This is a genomic window from Billgrantia antri (assembly GCF_017868935.1).
GTDB classification, from domain to species: Bacteria; Pseudomonadota; Gammaproteobacteria; order Pseudomonadales; family Halomonadaceae; genus Halomonas; species Halomonas antri.
The window spans coordinates 1,687,624-1,714,012 of sequence record NZ_CP053383.1 but is presented as its reverse complement, the minus strand read 5'-3'; the positions used below and the strand labels follow the sequence as shown (position 1 = coordinate 1,714,012).

At 65.2% G+C, this 26,389-nt stretch carries 21 protein-coding genes; 7 read left to right on the top strand and 14 right to left on the bottom strand.

The window, feature by feature from the left end; translation table 11 throughout:
• Positions 1-28 precede the first annotated feature (28 nt).
• The 6 genes from HNO53_RS08010 to HNO53_RS07985 form a co-directional block, all read right to left on the bottom strand.
• A complete protein-coding gene (locus tag HNO53_RS08010; RefSeq protein WP_209478571.1) occupies positions 29-1,150 on the bottom strand; it encodes a beta-ketoacyl-ACP synthase III in 1,122 nt (373 codons plus the stop codon).
• Positions 1,151-1,235: 85 nt separating this feature from the next.
• Positions 1,236-5,264 (bottom strand): ATP-dependent RNA helicase HrpA, encoded by a 4,029-nt coding sequence (hrpA, locus tag HNO53_RS08005; protein WP_209477632.1) that lies wholly within the window; start codon positions 5,262-5,264, stop codon positions 1,236-1,238.
• A gap of 132 nt (positions 5,265-5,396) precedes the next feature.
• Positions 5,397-7,067 (bottom strand): AMP-binding protein, encoded by a 1,671-nt coding sequence (locus tag HNO53_RS08000; RefSeq protein ID WP_209477630.1) that lies wholly within the window; start codon positions 7,065-7,067, stop codon positions 5,397-5,399.
• A gap of 219 nt (positions 7,068-7,286) precedes the next feature.
• On the bottom strand, positions 7,287-8,117 hold the full coding sequence (locus tag HNO53_RS07995) for a class II glutamine amidotransferase (protein ID WP_209477627.1): 831 nt from the start codon (positions 8,115-8,117) through the stop codon (positions 7,287-7,289).
• Positions 8,110-9,957, bottom strand: coding sequence for a vWA domain-containing protein (locus HNO53_RS07990; RefSeq protein WP_209477625.1), 1,848 nt, complete (start codon positions 9,955-9,957; stop codon positions 8,110-8,112). The genes HNO53_RS07995 and HNO53_RS07990 overlap by 8 nt, the downstream gene beginning before the upstream one ends.
• A 9-nt stretch (positions 9,958-9,966) precedes the next feature.
• Positions 9,967-10,446, bottom strand: coding sequence for a hypothetical protein (locus tag HNO53_RS07985; RefSeq protein WP_209477623.1), 480 nt, complete (start codon positions 10,444-10,446; stop codon positions 9,967-9,969).
• A gap of 86 nt (positions 10,447-10,532) precedes the next feature.
• Here HNO53_RS07985 and HNO53_RS07980 point away from each other — a divergent pair, with 86 nt between their 5' ends.
• Complete coding sequence (locus HNO53_RS07980) at positions 10,533-12,623, top strand: S9 family peptidase (RefSeq protein ID WP_209477621.1); 2,091 nt, start codon at positions 10,533-10,535, stop codon at positions 12,621-12,623.
• Between the two features lie 55 nt (positions 12,624-12,678).
• On the opposite strand, the gene HNO53_RS21580 is transcribed toward HNO53_RS07980, so the two are convergent.
• From HNO53_RS21580 to HNO53_RS07940, 8 genes are all read right to left on the bottom strand, one after another.
• On the bottom strand, positions 12,679-13,605 hold the full coding sequence (locus HNO53_RS21580; protein ID WP_275951363.1) for a hypothetical protein: 927 nt from the start codon (positions 13,603-13,605) through the stop codon (positions 12,679-12,681).
• A gap of 224 nt (positions 13,606-13,829) precedes the next feature.
• Positions 13,830-14,279, bottom strand: coding sequence for a YcgN family cysteine cluster protein (locus tag HNO53_RS07970; RefSeq protein WP_209477619.1), 450 nt, complete (start codon positions 14,277-14,279; stop codon positions 13,830-13,832).
• Between the two features lies 1 nt (position 14,280).
• Positions 14,281-14,592 carry a YcgL domain-containing protein gene (locus HNO53_RS07965; protein ID WP_209477617.1) on the bottom strand — a complete coding sequence of 104 codons (312 nt, stop codon included), beginning with the start codon at positions 14,590-14,592 and terminating at the stop codon, positions 14,281-14,283.
• Positions 14,589-15,719 carry a ribonuclease D gene (gene rnd, locus HNO53_RS07960; RefSeq protein ID WP_209477615.1) on the bottom strand — a complete coding sequence of 377 codons (1,131 nt, stop codon included), beginning with the start codon at positions 15,717-15,719 and terminating at the stop codon, positions 14,589-14,591. Before rnd ends, HNO53_RS07965 begins: the two co-directional genes overlap by 4 nt.
• 36 nt (positions 15,720-15,755) lie before the next feature.
• Positions 15,756-16,361 (bottom strand): recombination mediator RecR, encoded by a 606-nt coding sequence (gene recR, locus HNO53_RS07955; RefSeq protein WP_209477613.1) that lies wholly within the window; start codon positions 16,359-16,361, stop codon positions 15,756-15,758.
• Between the two features lie 151 nt (positions 16,362-16,512).
• Complete coding sequence (locus HNO53_RS07950) at positions 16,513-16,839, bottom strand: YbaB/EbfC family nucleoid-associated protein (protein ID WP_209477611.1); 327 nt, start codon at positions 16,837-16,839, stop codon at positions 16,513-16,515.
• 38 nt (positions 16,840-16,877) lie between these two features.
• On the bottom strand, positions 16,878-18,923 hold the full coding sequence (gene dnaX, locus HNO53_RS07945; protein ID WP_209477610.1) for a DNA polymerase III subunit gamma/tau: 2,046 nt from the start codon (positions 18,921-18,923) through the stop codon (positions 16,878-16,880).
• A 207-nt stretch (positions 18,924-19,130) separates the two neighbouring features.
• Positions 19,131-20,075, bottom strand: coding sequence for a LysR family transcriptional regulator (locus HNO53_RS07940; RefSeq protein WP_209477608.1), 945 nt, complete (start codon positions 20,073-20,075; stop codon positions 19,131-19,133).
• A gap of 111 nt (positions 20,076-20,186) precedes the next feature.
• On the opposite strand from HNO53_RS07940, the gene HNO53_RS07935 reads away from it, so the two are divergent.
• From HNO53_RS07935 to HNO53_RS07910, 6 genes are all read left to right on the top strand, one after another.
• Positions 20,187-21,551 (top strand): aminotransferase family protein, encoded by a 1,365-nt coding sequence (locus tag HNO53_RS07935; RefSeq protein WP_209477606.1) that lies wholly within the window; start codon positions 20,187-20,189, stop codon positions 21,549-21,551.
• Positions 21,552-21,585: 34 nt separating this feature from the next.
• The gene (locus tag HNO53_RS07930) at positions 21,586-22,287 is read left to right on the top strand and encodes a CoA transferase subunit A (RefSeq protein ID WP_209477604.1); all 702 of its coding nucleotides are present in this window, start codon (positions 21,586-21,588) and stop codon (positions 22,285-22,287) included.
• Positions 22,277-22,930 carry a 3-oxoacid CoA-transferase subunit B gene (locus HNO53_RS07925; RefSeq protein WP_209477602.1) on the top strand — a complete coding sequence of 218 codons (654 nt, stop codon included), beginning with the start codon at positions 22,277-22,279 and terminating at the stop codon, positions 22,928-22,930. Before HNO53_RS07930 ends, HNO53_RS07925 begins: the two co-directional genes overlap by 11 nt.
• Entirely contained in the window at positions 22,930-24,213 is a 1,284-nt protein-coding gene (locus tag HNO53_RS07920) for an ArgE/DapE family deacylase (RefSeq protein ID WP_209477600.1), read from the top strand. Before HNO53_RS07925 ends, HNO53_RS07920 begins: the two co-directional genes overlap by 1 nt.
• Positions 24,210-25,400: an acetyl-CoA C-acyltransferase gene (locus tag HNO53_RS07915; RefSeq protein WP_209477598.1), complete on the top strand. Its 1,191-nt coding sequence runs from the start codon at positions 24,210-24,212 to the stop codon at positions 25,398-25,400. The genes HNO53_RS07920 and HNO53_RS07915 overlap by 4 nt, the downstream gene beginning before the upstream one ends.
• Before the next feature lie 175 nt (positions 25,401-25,575).
• Positions 25,576-26,379, top strand: coding sequence for a transporter substrate-binding domain-containing protein (locus HNO53_RS07910; RefSeq protein WP_242597575.1), 804 nt, complete (start codon positions 25,576-25,578; stop codon positions 26,377-26,379).
• Positions 26,380-26,389 lie beyond the last annotated feature (10 nt).

The following is a 26,389-nucleotide window of genomic DNA, read 5'->3' as shown; positions in this document are numbered from 1 at the left end:
TCCTCAGAGGTTGGCGTGGGGCGATGCGTCATTGGCGACGCACCACCACGCAGCCGGCACTGTACCCGGCACCGAACGAGCAGACCACCCCCAGCGCACCCGATGCCAGGTCGGCATGGTGCAGATGGAAGGCAATGATCGAACCCGCCGAGCTGGTGTTGGCGTAGCGATCCAGGATGATCGGGGCCTGGCCAGGCTCGGGGTCGTGACCCAGGACACGCCGCGCGATGAGGTCGTTCATGTGGCGGTTGGCCTGATGCAGCCACAGGCGTGAAAGATGCTGTCCGGAAAGCTCGAGGCTGGCCAAGTGGTCGCTGATCAGCGCCGCCACCATGGGGCAAACCTCCTTGAATACACGTCGCCCCTCCTGCACGAACAGCTTGTCGCTGGCCAGGGGGTCGCTGTCGGTGACCCTGTTGAGGAAGCCGGCATTGTTGCGAATGGCATTGGAGAAGCGCGTGGCCAGGCGCGTGCCGAGGATCTCGAAACGCACCTCTGCCGTAGCCAGCGCGGCATCCTCCAGCACCACGGCGGTACAGGCATCGCCGAAGATGAAGTGGCTGTCGCGGTCGCGGAAGTTGAGGTGAGCCGAACAGATCTCGGGGCTGACCACCAGGGCACGCTTGACGTTGCCGCCACGAATGGCGCCTGCAGCCAGGTCGATGGCAAAGGTGGCCGAGCTGCAGGCCACGTTCATGTCGAAGGCATGTCCCAGAGTCCCCAAGGCCGCCTGCAGCTCCACCGCCACTGCCGGATAGGGACGCTCCAGGTTGGAGCATGCCACGATCACCATATCTATATCGCTAGCGGCGATGCCGGCGGCCTCGAGCGCCTGGCGCGCTGCCGCCAAGCCCATTTCGCACTGGAGCGAGGGCTCGTCGTTGTCGCGCTGCGGTAGCCGAGGACGCATTCGCTCGGGGTCAAGGATGCCCTCGGCATCCAGGACGAAGCGACTGTAAATGCCCGATGCCTTGACGATGAACTCGCTGCTGGAGTGCAGTAGGGGTTCGCGCTCGCCGGCCTCGATTGCCGCCGCGTGACGCGCATTCTCGGCGTCTACCCAGGCGTTGAACGAAGCGACCAGGGCATCGTTATCGATGGCGTGCTCCGGTGTGAAGAGTCCCGTACCGGTAATCACGACGTCTGTCATCATCTTCTCCCTCGTGCGGCCGCCTGGCCGCTGGCTCTACATCGGCAAGCCGATGCCTCATGTCTCGTATATCGGCAGGCCAAGTTCAGCCTTGACCGTGCCCCACCAGCTCCGCCCAACGCCGCTCGAGACGCTTGACCGACACCGGCATGCGGGTGCCGAGCTGCTGGGCGAACAGCGACACTCGCAGCTCCTCGATCCACCAGCCGAACTCCACCAGCTCGGGGTCCTCGTGGCCGCCACGACGCAGGCTCTCGCGACGTGCGGCCAGGCGCGCCTCGAAGTCCTGGACCTCCTGCATGTGCATCTGGTCGCGCATGCGTTCGCGGGGCGCCTTCTCCAGCCGGATCAGCGCAGCTTCCATGTAGCGCGGGTACTCCTCGAGCCACTCGCCCGCCTCGCTCACGAAACCGGGATGCACCAGCCGTTGCATCTGGGTCTTGAGATCACTGTATACCAGGGCCAGCGCCAGGTTGAGGCTACCCTTGAGCGCCTTGGTAACGGCCAGATGGCCTTCGAGTGTGCGTTTGAGCGTGGCCACCAGCGCCTCGGCTGTGGGTACCAGCTCGGCCTGGGTCGCTTCGAGCCGAGCGTCGAGCTCAGCGGCCGAGCGCGGCAGCGGCGACTGGGCCATGCCGCGGGCGAAGACCGCCTCGACCACGTCGTCGAACAGTTCGCGCTTGCTGCCTACCTTGGTAAACAGCAGAGCACACGCCTCGAGCCCCTTGAGGCGCTGGATGCAGCGCACCTGGTCCGGCAGACGTGTCATGGCCAGCCGCACCACACCGCGGCGATGTGCCTGTTCGGCCTTGCCGGGATGATCGAACAGTTCGATCCGAAAGGCCTCGCCTTCCGTCACCAGCGCCGGGTAGGCCTCGACCCGGATGCCCGCTTGGGTGGTCACCCGCGACTCTGGCAGCGGCGATTCGGGCAAACCGGTAACGTCGGGCGCGTCGCTGACCTCGGCGGCCAGCGCCCGCGCGCCCTCGCCCGCCGCCACTTCGAAGCGGCGCTCGAGTTCGCGTACGTCGCGCCCCTGCCCCAGCAGCCGGCCTTGATGATCGACCACCCTGACGTTCATGATCAGATGCGGTTCGAGCTGGTCGCTACGCCAGTCGTCGGGATGCAGCCGTATTCCGGTGCGCCGCCGCAGGAATTCGCCCAGTGCCTCGGTAAGCGGTACGTCGTCTGGCGTCAGCGTCTCCAGTGCGGCATCCACCCAGTCGGGAATCGGCACCACCTGGCGTCGGATCGCCTTCGGCAATGACTTGAGCAAGGCAATGCACTTTTCCCGCAGCAGCCCCGGTACCAGCCACTCGAGGCGTGCACTCGGCAGCTGGGGCAGCATGGCCGCCGGCACCGTCAGCGTCACGCCATCGTCCGCCGCGCCGGGCTCGAAGCGATACTCGAGCGGATAGCGCACCCCGCCGAGCACCAGCTCATCCGGATATTGCGCCTGGGTGACCTCCGCGGCCTCCCGAGCCAGCAGGGCAGCCCGATCGAACTTCAGAACGTGCGGATCCTGGGCCTCGGCTTTTCTGCGCCAAGCCTCGAAGCCCTTGCCGTTGACGATGTCATCGGGAATCTTCTCGTCATAGAAGGCAAAGAGGGTTTCCTCGTCGACCAGGATGTCGCGCTTGCGCGCCCGGTCCTCGAGATCCTCGACCTCTTCCACCAGAGCGCGATTGTAGTCGAAGAACTCACCCTTGGTGCGAAATTCGCCCTCCACCAGGGCGCGGCGAATGAACAGCTCTCGTGCCTCGCGCGGCGCGACCGGCCCGTAGTGTACGCTGCGCCCGGCCACGATGGGCAGGCCGAACAGGGTCACCTGCTCCTTGGCTACCACCTGGGCCCGCTTCATCTCCCAATGGGGATCGCTGTAGCTGTGCTTGACCAGATGCTCGGCCACGGGCTCGATCCACTGTGGCTCGATCTTCGCTACCGTACGCGCGAACAGTCGGGTGGTCTCCACCAGTTCGAAGGCCATCACCCACTTGGGTGACTTCTTGGCCAGGCCCGAGCCGGGGTGAATGACGAACTTGCGGTTGCGCGCGCCGAGGTATTCGCGATTCTCGGTGAGCAAGCCGAGATGGGAGAGCAGGCCCGGAAGCAACGCCTTGTGCAACTGCACGGCGCTCTGGCGGCGCACCTGCTGACGAGCCTGTTCATGCGCGTCCCCGTCTTGCGCAGGCTCGGGCAGCGGTGTGGGAGGCGGCACCTCGATCTCCATGTCGCGCAGCAACTGTCGCAACTGGCGGAAGGTATCGTGCCATTCGCGCAGACGCAGGTAATTGAGGTAGTGCTCCTTGCACCAGCGCCGCAGTTGATTGCCGGAAAGCTCCTCACGCGCCGCCTCGAAGCCCTGCCACAGGTTGAGCAGCGCGACGAAATCGGAGTCCGGATCATGCCAGCGCCGGTGGGCCTGATCGGCGGCCTGACGCTTCTCCGCCGGACGATCGCGCGGGTCCTGTACCGCCAGGGCCGAGACCACGACCAGCACGTCGCGCAGCCCACCCTGTTCGGCGCCTGCCAACACCATGCGCGCCAGGCGTGGATCGATGGGCAGCCGGGCGAGCTTGCGCCCCGTCGGCGTCAGGCGATTGCCTCCATCCACCGCCCCCAGCTCGAACAGCAAGCGAAAGCCATCCTTGATGAAGCGCGAATCGGGCGGGTCGACGAAGGGAAACTGCTCGATGTCGCCGAGCTTGAGGGAGAGCATCGACAGGATCACCGACGCCAGGTTGGTACGCCGGATCTCGGGGTCGGTGAATTCGGGGCGGGAGAGGAAATCCTCCTCGTCATAGAGGCGGATGCATACGCCCTCGGCCACGCGCCCGCAGCGCCCCTTGCGCTGGTCGGCACTGGCCTGGCTGACCGGCTCCACCGGCAGGCGCTGGATCTTGGCGCGGTAGCTGTAGCGGCTGATACGCACCAGTCCCGGGTCGATTACGTAGCGGATGCCGGGAACGGTGAGCGAGGTTTCGGCGACGTTGGTCGCCAGCACGATGCGCCGCCCGGCATGAGCAGCGAATACGCGATTCTGCTCGGCATTGGAGAGCCGCGCATAGAGCGGCAGGATCTCGGTGCCTTTGAGGTCGGCGCGGCGCAGGGTATCGGCGGTTTCACGGATCTCGCGTTCGCCGGGCAGGAATACCAGGATGTCGCGAGGCCCATGGAACCAGCGCTCGTCGCGCTCGACCTGCTCGATCTCCTCCACCGCGTGGAGAATGCCCTCCTGCAGGGTGCGGTCGGCCTCGTCGTCGGCCTCGCGCACCAGCGGCCGATAGCGCACTTCCACCGGATAGGTACGTCCCGAGACTTCCACCACCGGGGCGGGCTGCGGTTCGCCATCGGCCCCGGGCAGGGCAAAGTGCTCGGCGAAGCGCGTCACGTCGATGGTCGCCGACGTGATGATCACCTTGAGCTCGGGTCGCCGCGGCAGCAATCGCTTGAGGTAGCCCAGCAAAAAATCGATGTTGAGACTGCGCTCATGCGCTTCGTCGATGACGATCGCTTCGTAGCGGCGAAGGTCGGGATCGTGGCGGGTCTCGGCCAGCAGGATACCGTCAGTCATCAGCTTGATCAGGGTGTCGTCGCCGGTCTGATCGGTAAAGCGTACCTGGTAGCCCACCTGCTCGCCCAACGGCACCTCGAGCTCCTCGGCCAGGCGCGCCGCCACCGAGCGCGCCGCCAGCCGCCGCGGCTGGGTGTGGCCAATCAGGCCGCGACGCCCCAGGCCCAGCTCCAGGCACAGCTTGGGCAATTGGGTGGTCTTGCCCGAGCCGGTTTCCCCGGCCACCACCACCACCTGATGATCACGCAGGGCGGCGAGAATCTCGTCGCGGCGTTCGGCCACCGGCAGCTCGGAAGGATAATTCAGCGTTACCGGCTGGGCCGCGCGCCGAGCCGCCAGCGCCGCAGAACGCTCGACGCTGCGGGCCACCTCGGCCAGGCCTCGATCCACCGGCTTGCCCTCGCGCAAGCGACGCGTCAAGCCGTTCAACCTGCGCACGAGGGCGTCACGGTCACGCAACATGACCTCGCCCAATGCCTGGTCCAGGCGCTGCAGCTCGGTCTTGTCATCGGTATAGCCAGTGGAGGTAACGGTACTCACGAAACGCCTCTTGCCAAGGAAAACCTGCCCGCCCCGGCATGCCGGGGCGGGCAGGTCATTGTAACGCTGCTGGCCGAAGCTCGGCCAATCTCCGGCGGATTCGCTTTCGCGCACTGCAGGCCGATGTCGGGGCTACTGCTTCTCGCTCTGCTCGTCACGCAGCTGTCGACGCAGCACCTTGCCGACGTTGGTCTTGGGCAGCTCATCGCGGAACTCGACGAAGCGGGGCACCTTGTAGCCCGCCAGCTCTTTCTTGCACCATTCACGCAGGCCCTTCTCGTCCAGGCTTTCGTCCCGAGCGACCACGAACAGCTTGACCGCCTCGCCGCTGCTCTCGTCGGGCACTCCCACCGCCGCGGATTCGACGACGCCAGGATGCTTAGCGACCACGTCTTCGATCTCATTGGGATAGACATTGAAGCCGGACACGAGAATCATGTCCTTCTTGCGATCCACGATCTTGATGTAGCCATCCCCCTGGAGTACCGCGATATCGCCGGTATGGAACCAGCCATCCTCGGTCAGGACCTTGGCCGTCTCCTCGTCGAGGTTCCAGTAGCCTTTCATCACCTGTGGACCCTTGACGCAGAGTTCGCCCGGCTCGCCCAGCGGCAGGGTGTTGCCGTCGGCGTCCACCACCTTGACGGATGTGCCTGCCACCGGCTTGCCGATGGTGCCGAGCTGGATAGCGTCGATGGGGTTGAAGCTGACGATCGGGGACGTCTCGGTGAGCCCGTAGCCCTCGGCGATGGGACACCCGGTGATCTCTTCCCAGCGATTCGCCGCCGCCTTGGTCAATGCCATGCCGCCGGAGATGGTCAGATGCAGGCGCGAGAAGTCGAGCTTGCGAAAGTCGTCACGGTTGCACAAGGCATTGAACAGCGTATTGAGACCGATGAAGCCTGAGAACTTGATCTTCTGCAGCTCCTTGACGAAGGTGTCCAGATCGCGAGGGTTGGTGATCAGGATGGAATGGTTGCCGGTCTCCATCAGGAACAGGCAGTTCACCGTGAACGTATAGATGTGGTAGACCGGCAGAGGCGCGATCACCACCTCCTTGCCCTGCTCCAGACCTGGGCCGATGGCCCCTTCCGCCTGGAGCATATTGGCCACCAGGTTGCGGTGAGTGAGCATGGTGCCCTTGGGCATGCCCGTAGTGCCCCCGGTGTACTGCAGTGCGGCGATATCGTCGAGCCCCCGCTCGACCTCGCGATGCTGTCGGGAGGCGCCAACCTTGAGCGTCGTACGAAACGGGATCGCCATCGGCAGCGAATAGGATGGCACCATCTTCTTGACGTGCTTGACCACGGCATTGATCAGAAAGCGCTTGGGGAAGCCGTGCAGATCGCCAAGCTCGGTGACCAATACGTGCTCGATATCGGTACGGTCGAGGATCTTCTCGAGCTTGCTCGCCATGTTGGACAGAATCAGGATCGCCCGCGCCCCGGAATCCTTGAATTGGTGGGCCATTTCGCGCTCGGTGTAGAGCGGGTTGGTGTTGACCACCACCAGGCCGGCACGCAGGGCACCGAACACCGCGACCGGGAACTGCAGCACGTTGGGTAGCTGAATGGCGATGCGATCGCCTGGCTGAAGGCCGGTCTCGTGCTGCAGCCAGGCGGCAAAGTCGGCCGAGAGGCGATCGAGCTCGGCAAAGGTCAGGGTTTGTCCCATGCACGTGAATGCCGGGTTGTCGGCAAAGCGTTTCACCGCCGCATGGAAGACATCCATCAGCGATCGATACTTCTCCATGCCCTTCAGCTCGGGACCGTTGAGGATACCGGCGTTGGCTTGCTCACTCATTGGCGCTATCTCCACAGCATCATTGACGGCGGTCGCTCACCCCGCGACCTCGTCCGTTGTTATTCTGACTGGCCAGTAACGATATACCAGGCATGACGCCACTGTAAAACGAACGATTGAAACAATCGTTCATCTCACTCCCTCCCCATAATCAACGCCAACGACTATCAAACTGGGCAAAAGGCGCTAGAAAGGCAAGTCATTCCGACTGAACGAGTATCAGCCTGCGGATGAGGACGACTCGGCTACGAAGCGAGCGACGATACGGCCATGGCGCCACACCAGCAGCTCCCCCGGCACCATGCGAACCCATGCCTCGTTGCAGGTCAGCGGTTCGGTTGCGATCACCGAGACGATATCATCGGGCGTGGTGTGCTCGGCAAAGTTGACCGTCAACTCGGCATCGGAGAGCTCCGCGCTGCCGAATGGGGCACGACGAGTGATATGAGCCAGCTTCGTCGAGCAGTAGGTATAGAGAAACTCGCCATCGGCCAGCAGCAGGTTGAAGACCCCCTTGACGCGTAGCGTCTCGCACAGCTGATGAAGTCGCTGCCAGAGGGCCTGGTGGCGCTCACCCAAGCTGAGATCGCACGAGCCCAGCACGGGCGCCTCGGGGAAGTACTGGCGCAGCGAGGCGAGCATCCAGCAAAAGGCATGCTCGCTATCAGTGTCACCCACCGGCCGGTAGAAGCTCAGCGGCAATCCCTGCCAGCCTTCGAGCTGTCCGTTGTGGGCATAGCACCAGGTACGACCCCACATTTCGCGAGTGAACGGATGCGTATTCGCCAAACGCACTTCCCCTACGTTGGCCTGGCGGATGTGGCTAATGGCAATGTGCGACTTGATCGGATAGTCGGTGATCAGTCGAGCGATGGGGGAACGTACCGAGGGGTGCGGGTCGCGAAAGTCGCGATAGCCTCCCGCCTCGTAGAAAGCGATCCCCCAGCCGTCTCGATGCGGCCCGGTGCCACCGCCGCGGTGGAGAAAACCGGTGAAGCTGAAGCAGATGTCGGTGGGCACGTTGGCGCTCATGCCCAGCAATTCACACATGCGGCTCCTCCCGTGGCACTGCGCGGCGGCGCCGCAAGATTTTGACCAGCAGTATCAGGAGTATGAGGGCAGACAGCAACGTGCCCAGCAGCCAGCGCCACAGCGGCTCACTCAAGGTCTTTTCCAGCGGCTCGGCCAGCACGGGCCGCCATTCTCTCCAGCGCTCACGGGCGATCTTCGGCAGTTCCTGAACGTGACTGACGACGCGTTCGACCGGCTCCGGCAAAGCCGATCCTGTGCGAGACTCACGCACCGGCGCCAGCTCCTCGTGGAAACGCGCCACCTCCAAGGCGGGAGAGGCATCGACCTGGTCGATCGCCGTGGCGACCGAGGAGAACAGCATCAGGCGCGGCAGGTGCAGCTCGCGCGTCTCGCCGTCGAGGGTGACTTCACCGCGCAGTATCAAAGGTATGCTGAGGGCCGCATCCAGTTCCGGCAAGGCCATGCTCCAGCGCCGCTCTCCGACGGACTCCGCCTCGAGGCGAGCCCCCTGGAGCTGACCGAAGAGGCGAGTGTTGTCGCGATAGAGCTGGGGGTGCTCGGCGGCCAGCAGAACTTGCTGGCCGGCCTCATCATGCTGTGCAGAAATCGCCGGCAACACGTTGATCGGCTGCACCCGCTGTCGGCGAAAGCCCTGGCCTTCCGCTCGGACCACGAACTGGGCGTTGCCGCCCAAGGCCGGCGCGGGCAAGCGTCCGACAAACCGCGCCTCCTGCTGACTGAGGCTCACGGCCGATTGCACCGTCCCCGAGGCGTCGCGTAGCTCGGCCGTCAATTGCAAATGCGGGGGCAGCGCTTCGGTGGCCACCGCCTCCCCATCGCGGGCAAACCAGGCCTCCACCGGCACGTCGAACCCGATGTAGAAAGTATCCGGCACCCCGGCGGTCTGCAGGCTTAGCGGCGACTCGATGGTGATACGACTGTCCTGACCTGGCGCCCCTTCGAGGCGCCACTGTCCCGCCTGGGGGTCGGGCACCTGGACGAGATCATAACGAGATTCGCGACGCCACTCGGCGCCGTCGGGAGGCGAGTCGGCAGAATAGCGACGGCCATCCGGTGCCACCAGTTCCGGCATCTCTTCGCCCTCGCCGCGAAACAGCAACGCCGTGAAGCCACGCAGACCCGGTTCGATGAGAAAACGCTGGTCGGTGACCGGCACCCGGTCGCTGGGAAAGATACGATCGACGATGGCAAGGAAGGCCGCCAGCAAAGCATCCGGGGCAGCCACCGGCGCCGATAGCCCGCCGGTCATCTGCGCGAGGCGCTCCACCAGATCCATGTCGGCCTCGTCGGAGAAGGCGATGGCATGAACGACGACGTTCTCCTCGGCCAGCCTCGGGCCGAGTTCCTCCAGCAGCGCTTCCCGCGAAGCCGTGTCGATGGCCGGCTTGCTGCCACGCCAGTCGGGCAGATCGATCCTGCCATCGGTGAGCAACACCAGATGACGCGGCCCCGCGACCTCCTCGGCCGACGCTGCCTGAAAAATAGCGGACTCGATGTCGGTGTACTGCTGATAGTCGACCAGCAGGCTGGACAACGCCCTGGCACGATCACGCCATTCTAGATTGGCCGGTCCAGGTGGCAGCGGGTTTGCCACTCGCTCACCGAAGGTCCAGACCCCGGCCCTGGCCCCACTGGGTACCAGCGCGACCAACAGTTCCAGAGCCTCGGTGGCCAGTTGGTCGGGATCGTTGTGGCGCATGCTGCCGGAAACGTCGATGATGACCCGAACTTCCGGCTGCTCTTCATCAAGCGATGCGGCTGACAAGTAGCTCGACACAGCCAGACACCCAGCCAGAGCGACAAGCCCGCGCCACACCTTGTTCCACTCCCTCCCCATCGGGGCTCCCTAGCCGATTTTCGGCTCCCGGCGCTTGGGCTGCTGACGGGACTGTTCGCCAGACCTGCCTTGGCGCCTGCTGTTATTGTGCGACTCGCTGTCTTTGTGCTTGCGTTTTCCCTGCGTCCCTTCCTCGGGCGGGCCATCATGGCGCAGCCGCCATGCCAGCAAGACACCGATGGCGATGCCCAGCAAGGCACCGGCGGCGACCAGTAAACCGGACGTCATCAGAACCGCACCATTGCGCTCGAGAAGGGCAACGGTCGCTACCACTACCGCCGGCGCCATGCCGGTATAGAACTCGCCTTCCTCCACCAGCGGCAGCCGAAAGCGGGTCGGTATCCACAGAATACCCGCCACCATCCCCGTGATCGGCAGGCGCAGCAGGCGTGGCAGAAAAGGCAATGCCAGGTAGCCCGCTACCAGCACGACCAGAGACAAACCCAGATAGGTCAGCCATAGTAGGGACATCGAATCGGATGTCAGCATCGATACCTCATGTTTCGCGTCACGGACCGTCCTTTGACGGATCGTACAGGATGGAAAGTCACCTTGAGTATGGTACACGGGCCCCAATGAAAGCACAGCCGCCACATCGTACGCCTGCCACTGCGACCCGCACCTCGCCCTCCCCCTCACCGGTCGAACGTTTCCGCCGCGGCGAGGATCCCGAGTGGCACTGGCTGGAAGAGCGTGACGATGCACGCGTCCAGGCCTTTCTCGAAGCCACCAACGAGGAGTCCCAGGCCTGGATGTCGCCTCTCGAGAGCCTGGTCGAACGGCTCTATCACGGTCACCTGGCACGCCGCGAACTGGCGGTCCACGGGTTGCGTACCGCGCTTGACCACTATACCTACTGGAGCGAGACGGCAGCCGATGCCGATTACCCAGTGTGGTGGCGCCACCCCAATGGCAGCCCGGAAGAGGCCAGCATCTTTCTCGACCTGCAGGCACGTGCAACGGCCGAGCATCACTATCTGGAACTGGGCGACATGGCACTGTCGCCCGACGAACGTTGGCTGGCCTGGACCGAGGATACCAGTGGCGATGAACGTTTTTCACTTTATCTCAAGGCGTTGCCCCACGGTGAGCCACGTCTGGTACTGGAAGAGATCGGTCCGGAACTGACCTGGGCCGAGGACAACACTACCCTGCTGTTCACCCGCTACGATGCCACGCAGCGCCCCGACAGCATCTGGCGCCTGCCGCTTGGCGAAGGTCAGTTCGGCGAACCTTCATTGGTACTGCGCGAGGACGACCCCGAATTCTGGCTCGGGTTGGGCAAGACCCGTTCGCGCCAGTGGCTGGTATTGGAGAGCGCGTCGAAGGATACCAGCGAATGCCACCTGCTCCCGGCGTTGGCGCCGCAGCAAGCGCCGCGCTGCTTCCGACCACGCGAAAAAGGGGTCGAGTACGGGCTGGAGCACCGTCCCGGGCATTTCTACATCCTGCACAATCGCAATGCTCCGCACTTTCGCCTGGACATCGCCGAAGAAGACGACCTCACCCCCTGGCAGCCACTGATCGATCATCGCCACGACACCACGCTCGAAGACGTCGAGGCGTTCGAGTGGGGACTGGCGATTACCGAGCGTGACCACGACGAGGCCCAGGTCCGTATTCGCATTATTGAATTCGACGCTCACCACGACGCACAGCGCGACGAGCGCCTGCCACTGCCGGAGTCCCCTTGCAGCGTGATGCTCGGTGACGTACCGCACTTCGACAGCCGCCGACTACGCCTGCGCGAAGAATCCTTCGTCATGCCGGTACGCTGGCTCGAGCACGACCTCGACAACGACGAACGCCTGGTCCTGAAATCCCAGCCGATACACGGCAACCTGCAACCGTCGGATCTCTGCAGTGAGCGCATCTGGGCACGCGCTCATGATGGCGAACGGATACCGGTGTCGGTGGTAATGCGCGCCGACTTGGCCGGCCACCCCTTGCCCACGCTGCTCTATGGCTATGGTGCCTACGGGGAAGTGCTGGATCCTTGGTTTTCGGTCGCCAGGCTCGAGCTGCTTGCCCGTGGGGTCGCCTTTGCCGTAGCCCATGTCCGGGGCGGCGGCGACCGCGGCGAACCTTGGTACCTGGCCGGCAAGCTCGAACACAAGGAGAACAGTTTTCGCGACTTCCTTGCCGCGCGCAATGCCTTGGTGGAAAAGGGGTTCAGCGACGGCGAGCGCATTGCCGCCTATGGTGCCAGCGCTGGAGGACTGCTGGTCGGCGCCAGCCTCAACCTCGCCCCCGAGGCCTTCTGTGCCGCCGTGCTCGACGTGCCTTTCGTGGATGTCTTGCGCACCATGGAGAACCCCGACCTGCCGTTGACCACCGCCGAATACACCGAATGGGGCAACCCCGACGAAGCGGACGCACGAAAACGCATCCGGGCCTACTCCCCGCTGGACAATCTCTCGCCCCAGCCCTACCCAGCGCTTTTCCTTCAAGGCAGTTGGCATGACTCCCGGGTACCCTACTGGGAGCCTGCCAAACTCTATGCCCGGCTAACCGAGATGGGAACGGCTCGCGGCCCGATACTGCTGCGCACCGACATGGCCGCCGGACATGGTGGCGCCTCGGGTCGGTTCAAGGCGTGGCACGACAATGCGCGCCAGGACGCCTTCATCCTCTGGGCGCTGGGGCTCGCCAACAAGGAACCCTGAACGCTGGATAGCAAAGACCCGGCCAGAGCCGGGTCTCGTTCTAGAAGAGGCAGGATCAGGCTCCGCCTCCACCGGCGCCGCCCCCACTGCCGCCTCCGGCACCGCCCCCACTGCCGCCTCCGGCACCGCCGCCACTGCCACCTCCAGCGCCACCGCTTGCACCACCGCTATCGCCGCCGGAACCGCCGCCGCTGCCGGAACCGCCGCTGCTGCCACCCCCGGAGCCGCCGCTGCTGCCACCACCGGAGCCGCCGCTGCTGCCACCGCCGGAACCGCCGCTGCCGCCACCGCCGGAACCGCCACTGCCGCCCCCACCGGAGCCGCCGCTACCGCCACCTTCTCCACCGCCATTACCCGTGCCGCCGAAGCCACCACCGCCGGAACCGCCATTGTCACCACCGCCGGAACCGCCGCTATCACCACCGCCGGAACCGCCATTGTCACCACCGCCGGAGCCGCCATTGTCACCGCCGCCGGAACCGCCGCCGTTGTCGCCGCCGCCGTTGTCGCCGCCGCCGTTGTCGCCGCCGCCGTTGTCGCCGCCGCCGTTGTCGCCGCCGCCGTTGTCGCCGCCGCCGTTATCGCCGCCGCCGTTATCGCCGCCGCCGTTATCGCCGCCGCCGTTATCGCCGCCGCCGTTGTCGCCGCCGCCGTTGTCGCCGCCGCCGTTGTTGCCGCCGCCGTTGTCGCCGCCGCCGTTATCGCCGGGTGACGGGGTAGCAGTACGCACCAAGCCCCCCTCGCCTCCCACGGAACCATCCAGACCAGCCCCCAATCCACCTGCCCCGGGCGGCGGCAGCCAGAGCAGTAGTTCTTCCAGCTCCTCGTCACTCAATACGACCCCTTCGTTGAAGAGCGAATGCCAGCGCTCGGCCATGACCTCATCGCTGAGCGGTTCGCTCCAGACCGGCGACTGGGCCAAAACATTCGTCGTCATGACGCCAAGCGCCACGCCTGCCGTCGTCATCCATATCCGTTTCATGATCCCCTCCCATCAGCTTGCCCAGGCAAGCCAGGTCATTCGCATTGCCCTCTTGCTGGAAACATAAAATTACAGAGAGCAACACTCAGCATCATGGGGAAAGGGCGAAATGACCATCAGCAACTTGCGTGAAAATGCCGTAGCAATCGGGTAGTGCCCATAGGCAAGCGAGTAGGTGAGAATCCGGCACGGGCGGTACCAGGCCCGCTCACGCCTTGGAGGGATCAGCCGTCAATCGGCAGTATGGCGATGATATGGTCTTCCAGCGCTTCCTCAGGCACGTCCCGCTGGGAAATGGCGAAGCTGCGCACACTGATGCCCTTGCGATGGACCCGCTCGGCATCACCTGAAATCAGCGGATGCCAGCCGGCAAGGCGGCGCCCCTCGGCGATGCGGCGGTAGGCACAGGATTTCGGCAACCAACGAAACTCCTCGACACGCTGCGGCGTGAGTCGGGCACAGTCGGGAACGCGTGCCTGCCGGTTCGGGTAGTCGCTGCAGCGGCAGCTATGGATGTCAAGCAGTTCACAGGCCACGCCAAGCACGGCGAGTTCGCCGCTGTCATCGTCCTGGAACTTGAGCAGGCAGCACTGGCCACAGCCGTCGCACAGCGCCTCCCACTCCTCGGCGGTGAGCTCCTCGAGGTCGTAGCGCTCCCAGAAACGTTCACGCATGTCAGTAGCGGGATTCCGTGGGGGTCCGGTACAGATCGAGCAGGTACTCATCCTTGACCGGGGGCATCTGCAGGTAGAACCCCTTGTCACGAATCGCTGCCATGACCTCGCTCGCCTTGGCCCGCGCCAGGTTTTTCTCCGGCGTCAGGATCAGGGTCATGGCCGTTACCGGCTTGCCGAAACGCTCGATCAGCGCCTCGGGCACTTCGGCCAGCCCCCGGCGCTTGTCCACGTAGAGGTACATCTCCTCCCTGCGCGAACTCTTGTAGATCTCGCACAGCAGCTTGTCGCCTTGCATGCGGTCATCCGTCATTCGGCCTTCACCTCGTCAAGTGCTCTTGCCAGCGGAGCCGACAGGCATTCGCCACGCCAGCCCTCGGGCAGGGGCAACGGCTCGGCGGCCAGGTCGGCCGCGATCAAGGCCTCGAGGTCGCGGCGACGCATCAACACTTCCGGCGCCACTCCCAGCCTCTCGGCACGCTCGTTCACGACCCGTTTGAGGGCCTTCATGCGGCGCTTGTAATCCGCCCCCAGCGGAGATGGCAGCGCGGGCGGCAACGCTTCTGCCTCACACTGTCGCGCCTGCTTCAACAATGCCAGCAGCGTATCGCCATCGCGCTTGATCTGGCTCGGCTTGATGTCGTCGACTTCGGCGAGCTGATAGCGATTCTCGGGCATACGCTCGGCGATGCCGTAAAGCACCCGGTCGCTGACTAGCCATCCCCGCGGCAGGTTGCGTCGCCGGGCCTCACCCTCGCGCCAGGTAGTCAGTAGCCGATATGCCTCGATCTGGCGCGGCGCAAGCCGCCACAGCTGACGATGACGGCGGTACCACTGGCCGTCAGCCTCATCGCTACGCAGCGCTTGCGCCAGCAGCTCGCGGCAGTCGGCCTCCAGCCATTCGCGCCGCCCCTGCCGCTCCAGCGCCTCACGTTGACGCTCCCAGACCTTGAGCAGGAACACCACATCGAGAGCCGCATAGAGGCACTGGGCCTCGCTCAGCGGGCGCTGCAACCAGTCGGAACGGGTCTCATCCTTGGGCAGCGTCTCGCCGGTCCAGTGCTGTACCAGGCGCTGGTAGCCCATGGCCGGGTCCTCCCCTAGCAGGGCCTGTGCGATCTGGGTATCGACCAGAGGGGCCACCGTGGCACCGGCCCAGTGCGCCAACACCTCCAGGTCTTCGCTGCTGGCGTGCAGAAGTTTCAACGACCCCTGGCTCAACAGCCGACGAAAGGCGTCGGTGCACTCGACGACCAGGGGATCGACCAGCCAGGCCGGCCCTCCGACGGAGAACTGGATCAACGCAGGCACCGGGTGAAAGGTCTTCTCGCGAAAGAACTCGGTATCCAGCGCGATCACCTCGGCCTGGGCCACCTCGGCGCAAGCGGCATCCAGCGCTTCGGGCGTATCGATCCAGCGTATCTCGGGGGTCAGCGTCATGCGTTCGTCCAGCCGGGGTTAAACAGTGAAGGGAGGTCAGTCGCCACGAAACGGCAGGCGTCCATTGAAGGCACGGCTGAGGGTTCCGCCATCGACGTACTCGAGTTCGCCGCCCATGGGCACGCCGTAGGCCAACCGCGAGAGCGTGACACCGTGAGGCATGAGCTGCGTGGCGATATAGTGCGCCGTGGCCTCGCCCTCTACGGTGGGGTTGGTGGCCAGGATCACCTCGCTGACGCCACCCTCGGCGATGCGCGCCTCGAGCTGATCGAGCCCGATGTCTTCGGGGCCGATGCCATCCAGTGGCGAGAGATGACCGTGAAGCACGAAGTAACGGCCACGGTAACCTCCCGCCTCCTCGATGGCCAGTTGATCGGCCGGCGACTCTACCACACACAGCAGGGTATCGTCGCGCCGGGCGCTGGAGCACAGGTTGCAGGTCTCCTCCTCGGTGAGGGTGCGGCAACGCTGGCAATAGCCCACCTGCTCGATGGCCTGCTCGAGCACGCCAGCGAGACGGCGCCCACCATCGCGGTCGCGCTCAAGCAGATGCATCGCCATGCGCTGCGCAGTTTTCGGGCCCACCCCCGGCAGCACCCGCAGCGACTCCATCAACCTCTCGACGAGGGGGGAAAAACTCATAATAGATCTCTGGCTGGCTCGCACTGAAACGGAGCGAGCGATGGTCAGGCTAGACAACAATCCTCGAAGAAGCGCAGTTTACAGGTTGTAAATGAGCATTCTAAGAGGATTGTTAACACCGCATGGCCGAGCGCAGCCGGTTTCAGTCGAGTTAGAAGGGCATCTTGAAGCCGGGCGGAAGATTCAACCCCGCCGTGGCCTCCTCCATCTTCTCTCGCGAGTTGGCCTCGACCTTGCGCACGGCATCGTTGACGGCTGCGGCCAGCAGGTCCTCGAGCAGCTCCTTGTCCTCCTCCATGACGCTGGGGTCGATATCGACCTTGCTCACGTCGTGGCGCCCGTTCATGGTTACCTTGATCATGCCGGCACCGGCCTCGCCGGTCACCTCGGCCTTGGCAATCTCTTCCTGGACGCGCTGCATCTTCTGTTGCATTTCCTGGGCCTGCTTCATCAGGTTGCCCATTCCACCTTTCATCATGGTCGTTCCTCTCACTTGGCAAAATGAAACCGCGGGTGTCAGGCCCTTGGCGCCGCTTCCGCCGGCTTGACGGTCGATTCGATCAAACGCGCACCGAAGGTATCCTGCAGCTGCCTGACATGCGGGTCACGCTGCAGGGCGGCTACCGCCTCGGCGTGCCGCTCGGCGGCGATCCGGTCGGCACGCTGTCGAGGCGTTTCCACTTGCTCCGGTAGCTCCCCGGCCTCGATGACGAGCTGCCGCGCAATGCCGATACCGGCTAGCGCTTCCTGTACACGGCGCACGTGGATCTCGGCGTTCATGGCCTCCTGCGACGGGTCCAGACGCAGCGTCAGCCTACGGCCGTCATCGGCTTCGACCACGCAGTGGGCAGCGAGGTTGCGTGTCAGTCCCCCCAGGCCTAGGGAGTCAAAGCTTTCCAGCCAATGATCATGATCGAGCAACGCGTCGCTGGCGGCAGTGGCCTGCGGTTCAGGCTCTATGGCGATCGACGCCTCGACGGGCGGCACTTCAACGGCCGGCTCGGGGGCTTCGAGTACGGCAGTGTCACTTTCATCCTCTTCAGGCGCTATTCCCTGCTGGGTAGCGCATGGCGGCGTCGAGGCCGGTTCAGGGGCCACCATCGGCATGGCGTGCTCTTGCGAAGGAAGACCCGCGGGAGCGCTTGGTGCGGGCCCGGCCTGGACAGGAGCGGGGTCGACCGGCGGCGGAGTCACTGCCTCGCCGGCCGGCTCTTCCCATGGCGGGGGTGGCTCGGGCATGCCTTCGGCCTCGGCGCCGGGCTCTACCGCGTGCTCTGCTGGTGCCGGCTCATCCGGCGGCCCTGGCTCCGAAGGCGGTTGATTCGATGAGGCAGCGGCAGGATTGCCGGCGCTTCGAGCATCGGTCGGTGAGTCTTCCGCCCCGCTTGCGGGTGCGGCGGGCGTGTTGCCACTGCCGGCCCCGCGCAACGGTAACGGCGTCTTCGCCGGCTGGGGCACGCCCTGGGGGCGGAAGGCCAGCATCCGCAGCAGGGTCATTTCCAGCGCCGTGCGCAGGTCAGGGGCATGAGCCATGTCGCCACGCCCCTGGATACCGATCTGATAATAGAGCTGCACGTCTTCGGCAGTGAAGCGCGAGGCCAGCGCCAGGATCGTCTCGCGATCGCCATGGCCGTTGTCCACCGCCTCCGGCACCATCTGCGCCACCGCCAGCCGATGCAGCACGGCGCTCATATCGTCGAGCACCGCGGCGAAGTCCGGCCCCTGCTCGGCGAGCTGAGCGACCTCGGCCAGCAACCGGGGCGCGTCGACATCGGCCAGCGCCTCGACCAGTGCCAGCACGTGGCGATGATCCAGCGTACCGAGCATGGCAGCGACGTCGGCATGGCGCACCTGACCCTGGCCGAAGGCGATGGCCTGGTCGGTCAGGCTCATGGCGTCGCGCATGGAGCCGTCGGCGGCCCGCCCCAGCAGCCACAGTGCGCTCTCCTCGCAGCCGATGCCCTCGGCCTCGAGCACCTTGGCCAGGTGGGTGACGATGCGCTCGGGGGGCATGTTCTTCAGCGTGAACTGCAAGCAGCGCGACAGCACCGTGGCCGGCAGCTTCTGTGGATCAGTGGTGGCGAGCAGGAACTTGACGTGGGGCGGCGGTTCTTCCAGCGTCTTGAGCAGGGCGTTGAAGCTGCTGGTGGAGAGCATGTGCACCTCGTCGATGAGGTACACCTTGTAGCGCCCCTGGGTAGGCGCGTACTGCACGTTGTCGAGCAGTTCGCGGGTGTCTTCGACCTTGGTGCGCGAAGCCGCGTCGACCTCGATCAGGTCGACGAAGCGCCCCTCGTCGATGGCTCGGCAGCTGTCGCACTCGCCGCAGGGCGTGGAGGTGATGCCGTCGTCGCCGTGGCCCTTGGCGGTACAGTTGAGGCACTTAGCGAGTATTCTCGCCAGCGTGGTCTTGCCGACGCCGCGTGTGCCGGTAAACAGATAGGCGTGGTGCAGACGCCCCTGGTCCAGGGCATTCACCAGCGCACGCTGGACATGCTCCTGGCCGACCAGTTCGTGGAACGTACGCGGCCGCCACTTGCGGGCCAGAACCTGATAGCTCATTGCAGCACGAATTCCTTGCAGCGGGGCTGGCGGGCAGCCGGTCGGAGCAGGGCCTGATTCGCCCCGGCGAAAGTCCGGTAGACGAGCCGAACGCGAAAAGCCTCATTCTACCGGCTGTGGCCAACGGCGCAAAGTTCGCCACTCACCGCGCGCCCCGCACCGGGGCCACCCGCCGCCGAGTTCCTGATGGCGGCACGTCAGGGCACGCTATGGCTCACTGTTCAGCGCCTCGTCAAGCGCTACCGCCGGGTAGGTCGCCAGCAGCCTCCTGCCTTGCGGGCGCAGGAAGTCGAGCACCTTGGCCTGCTTCCAGTCATTGCGGTAGACAAGGCCGAAGCTGAAGGTCATGGCCGGCGCAAAGGGGCGCATCGCGACGCCGTCGCGGGCGGCGAGCTGATCGCGGGCGGTGATGGGATTCATCACCGTGATGCCTACATGGTTGGCCACCAATGCCGTGATGGTGCCGATGTTGGCCTCCGTCTTGCCGGCGATCCGCACGCGGTGCTGGCTGGCCAGTTCCAGCAGCGGGTTGGTGCTGATGCTTGGCTGATTGCTGATGACCAGATGCTGGTCACGCAAGTCATGCACCTCGACGCGCCGTTGCGCCGCCAACGGATGCTCTTGCGGCATCAGACACAGCGCCTCGGTGGTAAACCACGGCTCCACCCGCAGCACCCGCGAGGTAATCGGCAGGGTGACGAAGCCGATGTCGGCATGGCTCGACTCGACGGCGAGCTGCACCTCATGACTCGACATCATGTCGAGGCTGACGCTGAACTGCCGGTTCTCCTCCAGCAGCGCCGCCACCAGCCGCGGCACGAACCCGAACGAGAGTCCGGCTACCGCGGCGATGCGCAGCCGTGAGGTGCCGAACTCCTTGAGCGCCAGCACGCTGTGACGCAGTTCCTCGATATTGCCCATCAGGCGCAGGATCTCATCGTAGAGTTCGCGCGCCTCGGGTGTCGCCACCAGGCGGTTCTTTTCGCGTAAAAACAGCTGGATACCCAGGTTTTCCTCGAGCTGCGCCAGCGATCGACTGACGCCCGACTGGGTGATGCCCAAGGTACGTGCCGCCTGGGACGCGGTGCCGGCCTCGAACAGCGTCTTGAAGATCGCCAGCGCCTTGAGAGAGTGAATGTTAACGTCAGCCATGATTAAAACTCATCAAAACCGGTAAAAAGATCATATATTGAAATACCTTTCGTTTGCTACGTAGACTGCTGACAACCGTTCACGAACACATAACGACAACCGGACGTTTGCATGAGCCCATCTCCGCTCTTCTACCAGGCAGGCCCTGCCCTGCCCGAAGTCAGCCACGCCCAAGGCGTCTACCTGTGGGATGACAGCGGCAAGCAGTACCTGGATGGCTGCTCCGGCGCCATCGCCTGCAACCTGGGTCACGGCCGCAGCGATATCCGCGACGCCATGCTGGCCCAGTTCGACCGGGTCGCCTTCACCTACCGCACCCAGTTCGAGAGTGCCCCTGCCGTTGCCCTGGCCGAGACGCTGGTGAGGCTCACCCATGGCCAACTGGAGAAGGTGTTCTTCGTCTCCAGCGGCTCGGAGGCGGTGGAATCGGCGCTCAAACTGGCGCGGCAGTATTTCGTCGCCAGGGACGAGCCCCAGCGTCGACGCTTCGTCTCGCTGCGCCCCTCCTACCACGGCAGCACCCTGGGGGCGCTAGGCGTGACCGGCTACGAGCCGCTGGAGGCCCCCTTCGCCGACATCGTCCACGGCTCGCTCAAGGTACCCGGCCCCGACTTCTACCGTCATGGCGACGTCGACGATGCCTGCCATGTGGTAAGCGTGCTGGAAGAGACACGCGCCATCATCGAGGCCGCCGGCCCCGAGACGATAATCGCCTTCGTGCTCGAGCCGGTGGGCGGTGCCAGTACCGGCGCACGTTTGCTCGACCGGCACTACCTGGAGGGCATTCGCGCGCTATGCGACGAGTTCGGCTGCCTGTTGATCCTCGATGAAGTGCTGACCGGCATCGGCCGTACCGGTGCCTGGTTCGCCTACCAGCACTACGGCGTGACGCCGGACCTGTTGGCGACCGCCAAGGGGCTTGGTGCCGGCTACTACCCGGTAGGGGCGATGCTTGCCCGTGCCGACATCGTCGACACGGTGATGACCTCGGGCGGCTTCCAGCACGGCCATACCTATGCAGGCAACCCGCTGGCCTGCGCCACTGGGTTGGCCGTAATCGAGGCCATGCGGCGCGAACGCATGCTCGACAACGTGGCGGCCCGCGGTCGCGAGTTGAAGGAGGGCTTGCTGTCGCTCAAGGCCCGCTTCCCCTGGGTGGGCGACGTACGCGGCCTGGGGCTGCTGTGGGGCGTGGAACTGGTCGCCGATGCCACGACTAAGACCCCCTTCCCCGCCGAACAGAACCGCTTCGCTCGCATCACGGCGCTGGCCAAGGAAGAGGGACTGCTGATTTATCCGCGACGCACGCTGAACGGCGTGGCCGGCGATCACGTCCTGGTGTCCCCGCCGCTGACGATCGACGCCGCCGACACCGCCGAGCTACTGGCCCGGCTCGAACGCGCCATGTGTCGCTTCGACGCCGAGCTCGACCGCCACCCGGCGCACACGAACTCCATGAGCGACGCCGCCCGCTGAGCGTCTTCCCGAATCACGACCCAAGGTTGTCAGCATGACGCTACTTACCCACAGATATCGCGCCATCGACGAGGCCGTCGCCGCCATTCCCGACGGCGCCTCGATCATGGTCGGCGGCTTCGGCTCGCCGGGCACGCCCTTCGCCCTGATCGACGAGCTGCTGGCCCAGGGCCAGCGCGACCTCACCCTGATCAAGAACGACGCCAACGAGCCGGGCATCGGCATCGGCAAGCTGATCGAGGCTGGTCGCGTGCGCCGCCTGATCACCTCGCACATCGGCCTCAACCGCGACGCCATCGCCGCGATGAACCGCGGCGAGCTCGAGGTCACCCTCTTTCCACAGGGAATACTGGCCGAGAAGATCCGCAGCGCTGGCGCTGGCCATCATGGCTTTCTCACCGACATCGGCCAGGGCACCGAGATCGCCGCCGGACGCCGAGAGATCGAGCTGGATGGCCGCACCTGGGGCATCGAACCGGCGCTCTATGCCGATTTCGCCCTGGTCCACGCCGAGCACGCCGATCGCTACGGCAACCTGATCTACCGCGCCACCGCCAGTAACTTCAACCCGCTGATGGCGATGGCCGCCGACACCGTTATCGCCCAGGCCTACCGGGTCGACGAACCCGGCAGCCTGGGCCTCGAGGCGATCCATACCCCCTGCGCCTTCGTCAGCCAGGTGGTGGAGGTCGCTCGCGAAACCAGCGAACAGGGGAGGCGCGCCCATGTCGGCTGATCAGCAACGCATGCTCGCCCGCGCCGCCCGCGAGGTGATCCCCGGGCAGATCGTCAATCTCGGCATCGGCCTGCCCACGCAGCTGTTCCACTATCTGCCCGACGAGTTGGAGGTGCTGGTGCACTCCGAGAACGGCGTGCTGGGCTGTCGCCCACGCGCCGCAGGCGAGGTGCCGGACTGGGACATGATCGACTCCGGCGGCGCCTACATTGCCACCCGGCCCGGCGCCAGCGTATTCGACAGCGCCATGTCCTTCGCCATGATCCGCCGTAGTCGCGTGGACGTCACCTTCATGGGTGCCTTCGAAGTGGACGAGCTGGGCAACCTCGCCAACTGGAAGATCCCCGGCAAGTTCTCGCCGGGCATCGGCGGCGCCATGGAGCTGGCCCAGAAGGTCAGGCGCCTGGTGATCCTCTGCTCGCACAACGACAAGCACGGCAACCCCAAGATACTCGAGCGCTGCCGCCTGCCGCTCACCGCCGAGCGCTGCGTGTCGCGCATCGTTACCGACAAGGCAGTGATGGACGTCACCCCCGAGGGGCTGAACGTAGTGGACATTGCCGATGGTTTGAGCGTGGCCGAGCTGCGCGAGGCCACCGAGGCCGAACTGATCGTCGATGAGAATCGACTGGGGAGGTTCTGATGCTGAGCGCCATCGAGCAGCGTATCGTCGAGCGCTGCGAAGCGCTGATGGATGACACCTTGGCGCTGACCCGTGACCTGGTGCGCGGCTACAGCGTGCTGGGCGAGGAGCACGGCGCGCTCGAGGCCATGGAGCGCTGGTTCGAGCGCCTCGATTTGCCGGCCACCCGGGTAGCGCTGGATGCCCCCGGCTTCGCCGACCACCCACATCGCGCTCCCGTCGAGTGGGACTGCACGGGGCGCTACAACCTGGTGGCCCGGCTCAATGCCGACGCCCCAGGGCCGCACCTGGTGTTCAACGGTCACCTCGACGTGGTGCCGGCCGAGCCCACCGACATGTGGACCCGCCCGCCGTGGGAGCCATGGGAAAAGGACGGTTGGCTCTACGGGCGTGGCGCCGGCGACATGAAGGCCGGCATCGCCGCCATGACCCTGGCCGTGCAGGCGGTGCGCCAAGCCGGCGTGAGCATCGATTTCCCGCTGACCCTGCAGACGGTGATCGAAGAGGAGTGCACCGGTAACGGCGCCCTGGCCTGCCTGCACCAAGGCTACAGCGGTGACTTCGTATTGATTCCCGAGCCCTTCGGCTCCCGCATCTACGCTGGCCAGGTCGGTGTGCTGTGGTTTCGCATGCGCCTCGACGGGGTGCCTGCCCACGTGCTCGACACCCGTGCCGGACGCAACGCCATCGAGACCCTGGTAGAATACTTGCCGGCGTTCAAGGCGCTGGAGGCAGAGATCAACGGCCTGCCGCGCCAGGCCCCCTACGACACTATCGACAGCCCCTTCAACCTCAGCATCGGCAAGATCGAGGGGGGCAACTGGGCCTCCAGCGTTCCCGCTCATGCCATCCTCGAAGGCCGCGTCGGCTTCCCGCCGGGCATGACGCCAGACGAGGTGATGGATCGCGTGCGCCGCTGTATCGCGGCACGCCACGCCGAGCTTGCCGACGGCAGCCCCGAACCGCGGGTGGAGTTCCATGGCTTCCGCTCCGAGGGCCATCTGGTCGACCTGGAGGCACCGGGTATCGCCCTGCTCTCGCGCTGTCATCAGGACCTGATCGGCGAACCGCCGGCCACCTATCTCTCCACCTGCACCACCGACCTGCGCGCCTTCCATGTCAGCGGCGCGATCAACGGCACCTGCTACGGGCCGGTCGCCCAGCGCATCCATGGCGTCGACGAGTGCGTGGAGATCGATTCGATCCGTCACGTGCTGACCACCTACGCGCTGTTCATCCATCGCTGGGCGGAGATGGCCAACGCCGCGGGAGCTCGCTCATGAAGGAAGTGTATCTCGTCGACTATGCCCGCAGCGCCTTCACCCGCGCCCACCCGCGCAAGCCGGAGGTGGACGGCTGGGGCGAGACCCGTGGCGACGCCTTGCTCGCCCAGGTGATCGACGCCCTGCTCGAGCGCAGCGACCTCGATCCGCAGGCGGTGGAGGATCTCAGCATCGGTTGTGCGCTGCCGGTCAAGGAGCAGTGGAGCTTCGGCGGACGCTATTCGCTGTGGCTGTCACAGCGGCTCGGCCCACATGGCCGCGCGTGCGCCAGCCGCCAGATCGACCAGCAGTGCGGTTCGGGGCTGGCCGCCCTGCGCAGCGTCGCCCGCGAGATCCAGGCCGGCGCCATGGAAACCGCCATTGCCGGCGGCTTCGAGAACATGACCCGCGTACCGATGGGGCCCGCGCTGTTCAAGGAAGGCGTACTGACCAGCCCCGATGCCTTGCAGAACGCTCCCTGGCTCGAACTCGGCGTGGCGCTGAACATGGGCATCACCGCCGAGCGCCTGGCCCAGGCGGCCGGCATCGCACGTGAGGAGATGGACGCCTTCGCCCTCGAGTCGCACCGCCGCGCCGCCCGTGCCGAGGCCGAAAACCGCTTCGAAGGCGAACGCCTGGCGCTGGCCAACACCGCCGGGGAGACCATCGCGCACGATGCCAACATCCGCCCAGACACCAGCCTGGAAAGGCTCGCCGGGCTCGATCCGGTGTTTGTCGAGGGCGGCCGGGTCACCGCCGGCAACAGCTCGCCGCTGACCTCGGGTGCCGCCGCCACGCTGCTGATGTCGAAAGCTGCCGTCGAGCGCCATGGCGCCACGCCGCTGGCGCGCATCGTGGCCTTCGCCGATGTGGGCGTGTCCCCCGAGTCCATGGGCGCCGGTGCCGCCGCGGCAGCAGAGCGAGCGCTGCTCCAGGCCGGTCTGCGCCCGGAGCAGATCGATGCCTGGGAGATCAATGAGGCATTTGCCGCCGTGCCGCTGCATGCCATGCGCACGCTCAGGCTCGATCCCGCCAGGGTCAACGTCTGGGGCGGCGCCCTGGCGCTGGGTCATCCGTTGGGCGCCACCGGCGTGCGTCTGGCCGGTACCCTGGCACGCGTTCTCGACCAGCGCGACGGCCGCTACGGCTGCGCCACGGCCTGCATTGGTGGCGGCCAGGGGATCGCCCTCGTCATAGAGCGTTCATGACGCTTTGGGCATCGCTTTGCTACAGTCGAATATAAAGATTTAAAGATAGATTGGGAGGTGATAAGGCAACCAGAGCCGACTTGCTTCGATGATGCGAAGCAGAATCGAGGCATGTCACGACACGTCGCGTGTCGCAAAAACCACGAATACTCATCCATACACAGCAGGAATCGACATGACAAACCACAACAAACCTGTCCACCGTTCGTTTATCGGCGCCATGGCATTTCTCGGCGCCCTCTCCTTGGTAAGCCTCACGGCCCAAGCACGGGACTTATCCGAGATTCAGGATGATGTCTTCCAGGTTGCCAACTCTGGCGCCTATCCCCCTTTCAGCTACGTGGATACCGAAGGCAATCTGGTCGGTTTCGACGTGGATATCGCCGAAGCACTCGCCGACAGGATGGGGGTCGAGGTGAACATCCAGACCTCGCCCTGGAATGGCATCGTTGCCGCCCTGGCCGGCGGCCGTTTCGATGCCTGCATCTGCAGCATGAGCGTCACGGAGGAGCGCAAGCAGGCGGTCGATTTTACCGATAGCTATTACAGCTCGGGGCTTTCCATATGGGTTCAGGAGAGCACCGATGACGTCAGCAGCATTGATGATTTCGAAGGCAAGACGGTCGGTTCCACTCTCGGCGAGACGGGCAATCAGTGGGCCACCGAGAACGGCGACGGCAAATGGCGCAATCAGACCTTCCAGGGCTTGCCCGATATGCTCAATGCGCTCACCACGGGGCGAATCGACGTCATGATCGCCGATGACATTCCCGTCTATGTAGCGCTCAACGAACAGGATCTCGCCATCAAGCAGGTCGATGTGGGCGAACTACCCAGCTGGCCTGCCGCCATCGCCATCCAGAAAAACAAGCCGGAGCTCAAGGAAGCCCTCAACTCGGCACTGGCCGAGATCAAGGCGGATGGCACCTACCAGGAGATCGTCGACAAGTGGATCGGCGAAGGGGTCGAATTCGACTGAGCCGACCCGA

What these genes read in the sequence shown, in the direction of transcription:
- HNO53_RS07930 (WP_209477604.1), top strand. Translation starts at nt 21,586, where the DNA reads ATGACGCTACTTACCCACAGATATCGCGCCATCGACGAGGCCGTCGCC.
- HNO53_RS07935 (WP_209477606.1), top strand. Translation starts at nt 20,187, where the DNA reads ATGAGCCCATCTCCGCTCTTCTACCAGGCAGGCCCTGCCCTGCCCGAA.
- HNO53_RS08010 (WP_209478571.1), bottom strand. Translation starts at nt 1,150, where the DNA reads ATGACAGACGTCGTGATTACCGGTACGGGACTCTTCACACCGGAGCAC.
- HNO53_RS07980 (WP_209477621.1), top strand. Translation starts at nt 10,533, where the DNA reads ATGAAAGCACAGCCGCCACATCGTACGCCTGCCACTGCGACCCGCACC.
- dnaX (WP_209477610.1), bottom strand. Translation starts at nt 18,923, where the DNA reads ATGAGCTATCAGGTTCTGGCCCGCAAGTGGCGGCCGCGTACGTTCCAC.
- HNO53_RS07965 (WP_209477617.1), bottom strand. Translation starts at nt 14,592, where the DNA reads ATGACGGATGACCGCATGCAAGGCGACAAGCTGCTGTGCGAGATCTAC.
- HNO53_RS07910 (WP_242597575.1), top strand. Translation starts at nt 25,576, where the DNA reads ATGACAAACCACAACAAACCTGTCCACCGTTCGTTTATCGGCGCCATG.
- HNO53_RS07995 (WP_209477627.1), bottom strand. Translation starts at nt 8,117, where the DNA reads ATGTGTGAATTGCTGGGCATGAGCGCCAACGTGCCCACCGACATCTGC.
- HNO53_RS07970 (WP_209477619.1), bottom strand. Translation starts at nt 14,279, where the DNA reads ATGCGTGAACGTTTCTGGGAGCGCTACGACCTCGAGGAGCTCACCGCC.
- HNO53_RS07925 (WP_209477602.1), top strand. Translation starts at nt 22,277, where the DNA reads ATGTCGGCTGATCAGCAACGCATGCTCGCCCGCGCCGCCCGCGAGGTG.
- HNO53_RS07940 (WP_209477608.1), bottom strand. Translation starts at nt 20,075, where the DNA reads ATGGCTGACGTTAACATTCACTCTCTCAAGGCGCTGGCGATCTTCAAG.
- HNO53_RS07950 (WP_209477611.1), bottom strand. Translation starts at nt 16,839, where the DNA reads ATGATGAAAGGTGGAATGGGCAACCTGATGAAGCAGGCCCAGGAAATG.
- HNO53_RS21580 (WP_275951363.1), bottom strand. Translation starts at nt 13,605, where the DNA reads ATGAAACGGATATGGATGACGACGGCAGGCGTGGCGCTTGGCGTCATG.
- recR (WP_209477613.1), bottom strand. Translation starts at nt 16,361, where the DNA reads ATGAGTTTTTCCCCCCTCGTCGAGAGGTTGATGGAGTCGCTGCGGGTG.
- rnd (WP_209477615.1), bottom strand. Translation starts at nt 15,719, where the DNA reads ATGACGCTGACCCCCGAGATACGCTGGATCGATACGCCCGAAGCGCTG.
- HNO53_RS07920 (WP_209477600.1), top strand. Translation starts at nt 22,930, where the DNA reads ATGCTGAGCGCCATCGAGCAGCGTATCGTCGAGCGCTGCGAAGCGCTG.
- HNO53_RS07915 (WP_209477598.1), top strand. Translation starts at nt 24,210, where the DNA reads ATGAAGGAAGTGTATCTCGTCGACTATGCCCGCAGCGCCTTCACCCGC.
- HNO53_RS07985 (WP_209477623.1), bottom strand. Translation starts at nt 10,446, where the DNA reads ATGCTGACATCCGATTCGATGTCCCTACTATGGCTGACCTATCTGGGT.
- HNO53_RS07990 (WP_209477625.1), bottom strand. Translation starts at nt 9,957, where the DNA reads ATGGGGAGGGAGTGGAACAAGGTGTGGCGCGGGCTTGTCGCTCTGGCT.
- HNO53_RS08000 (WP_209477630.1), bottom strand. Translation starts at nt 7,067, where the DNA reads ATGAGTGAGCAAGCCAACGCCGGTATCCTCAACGGTCCCGAGCTGAAG.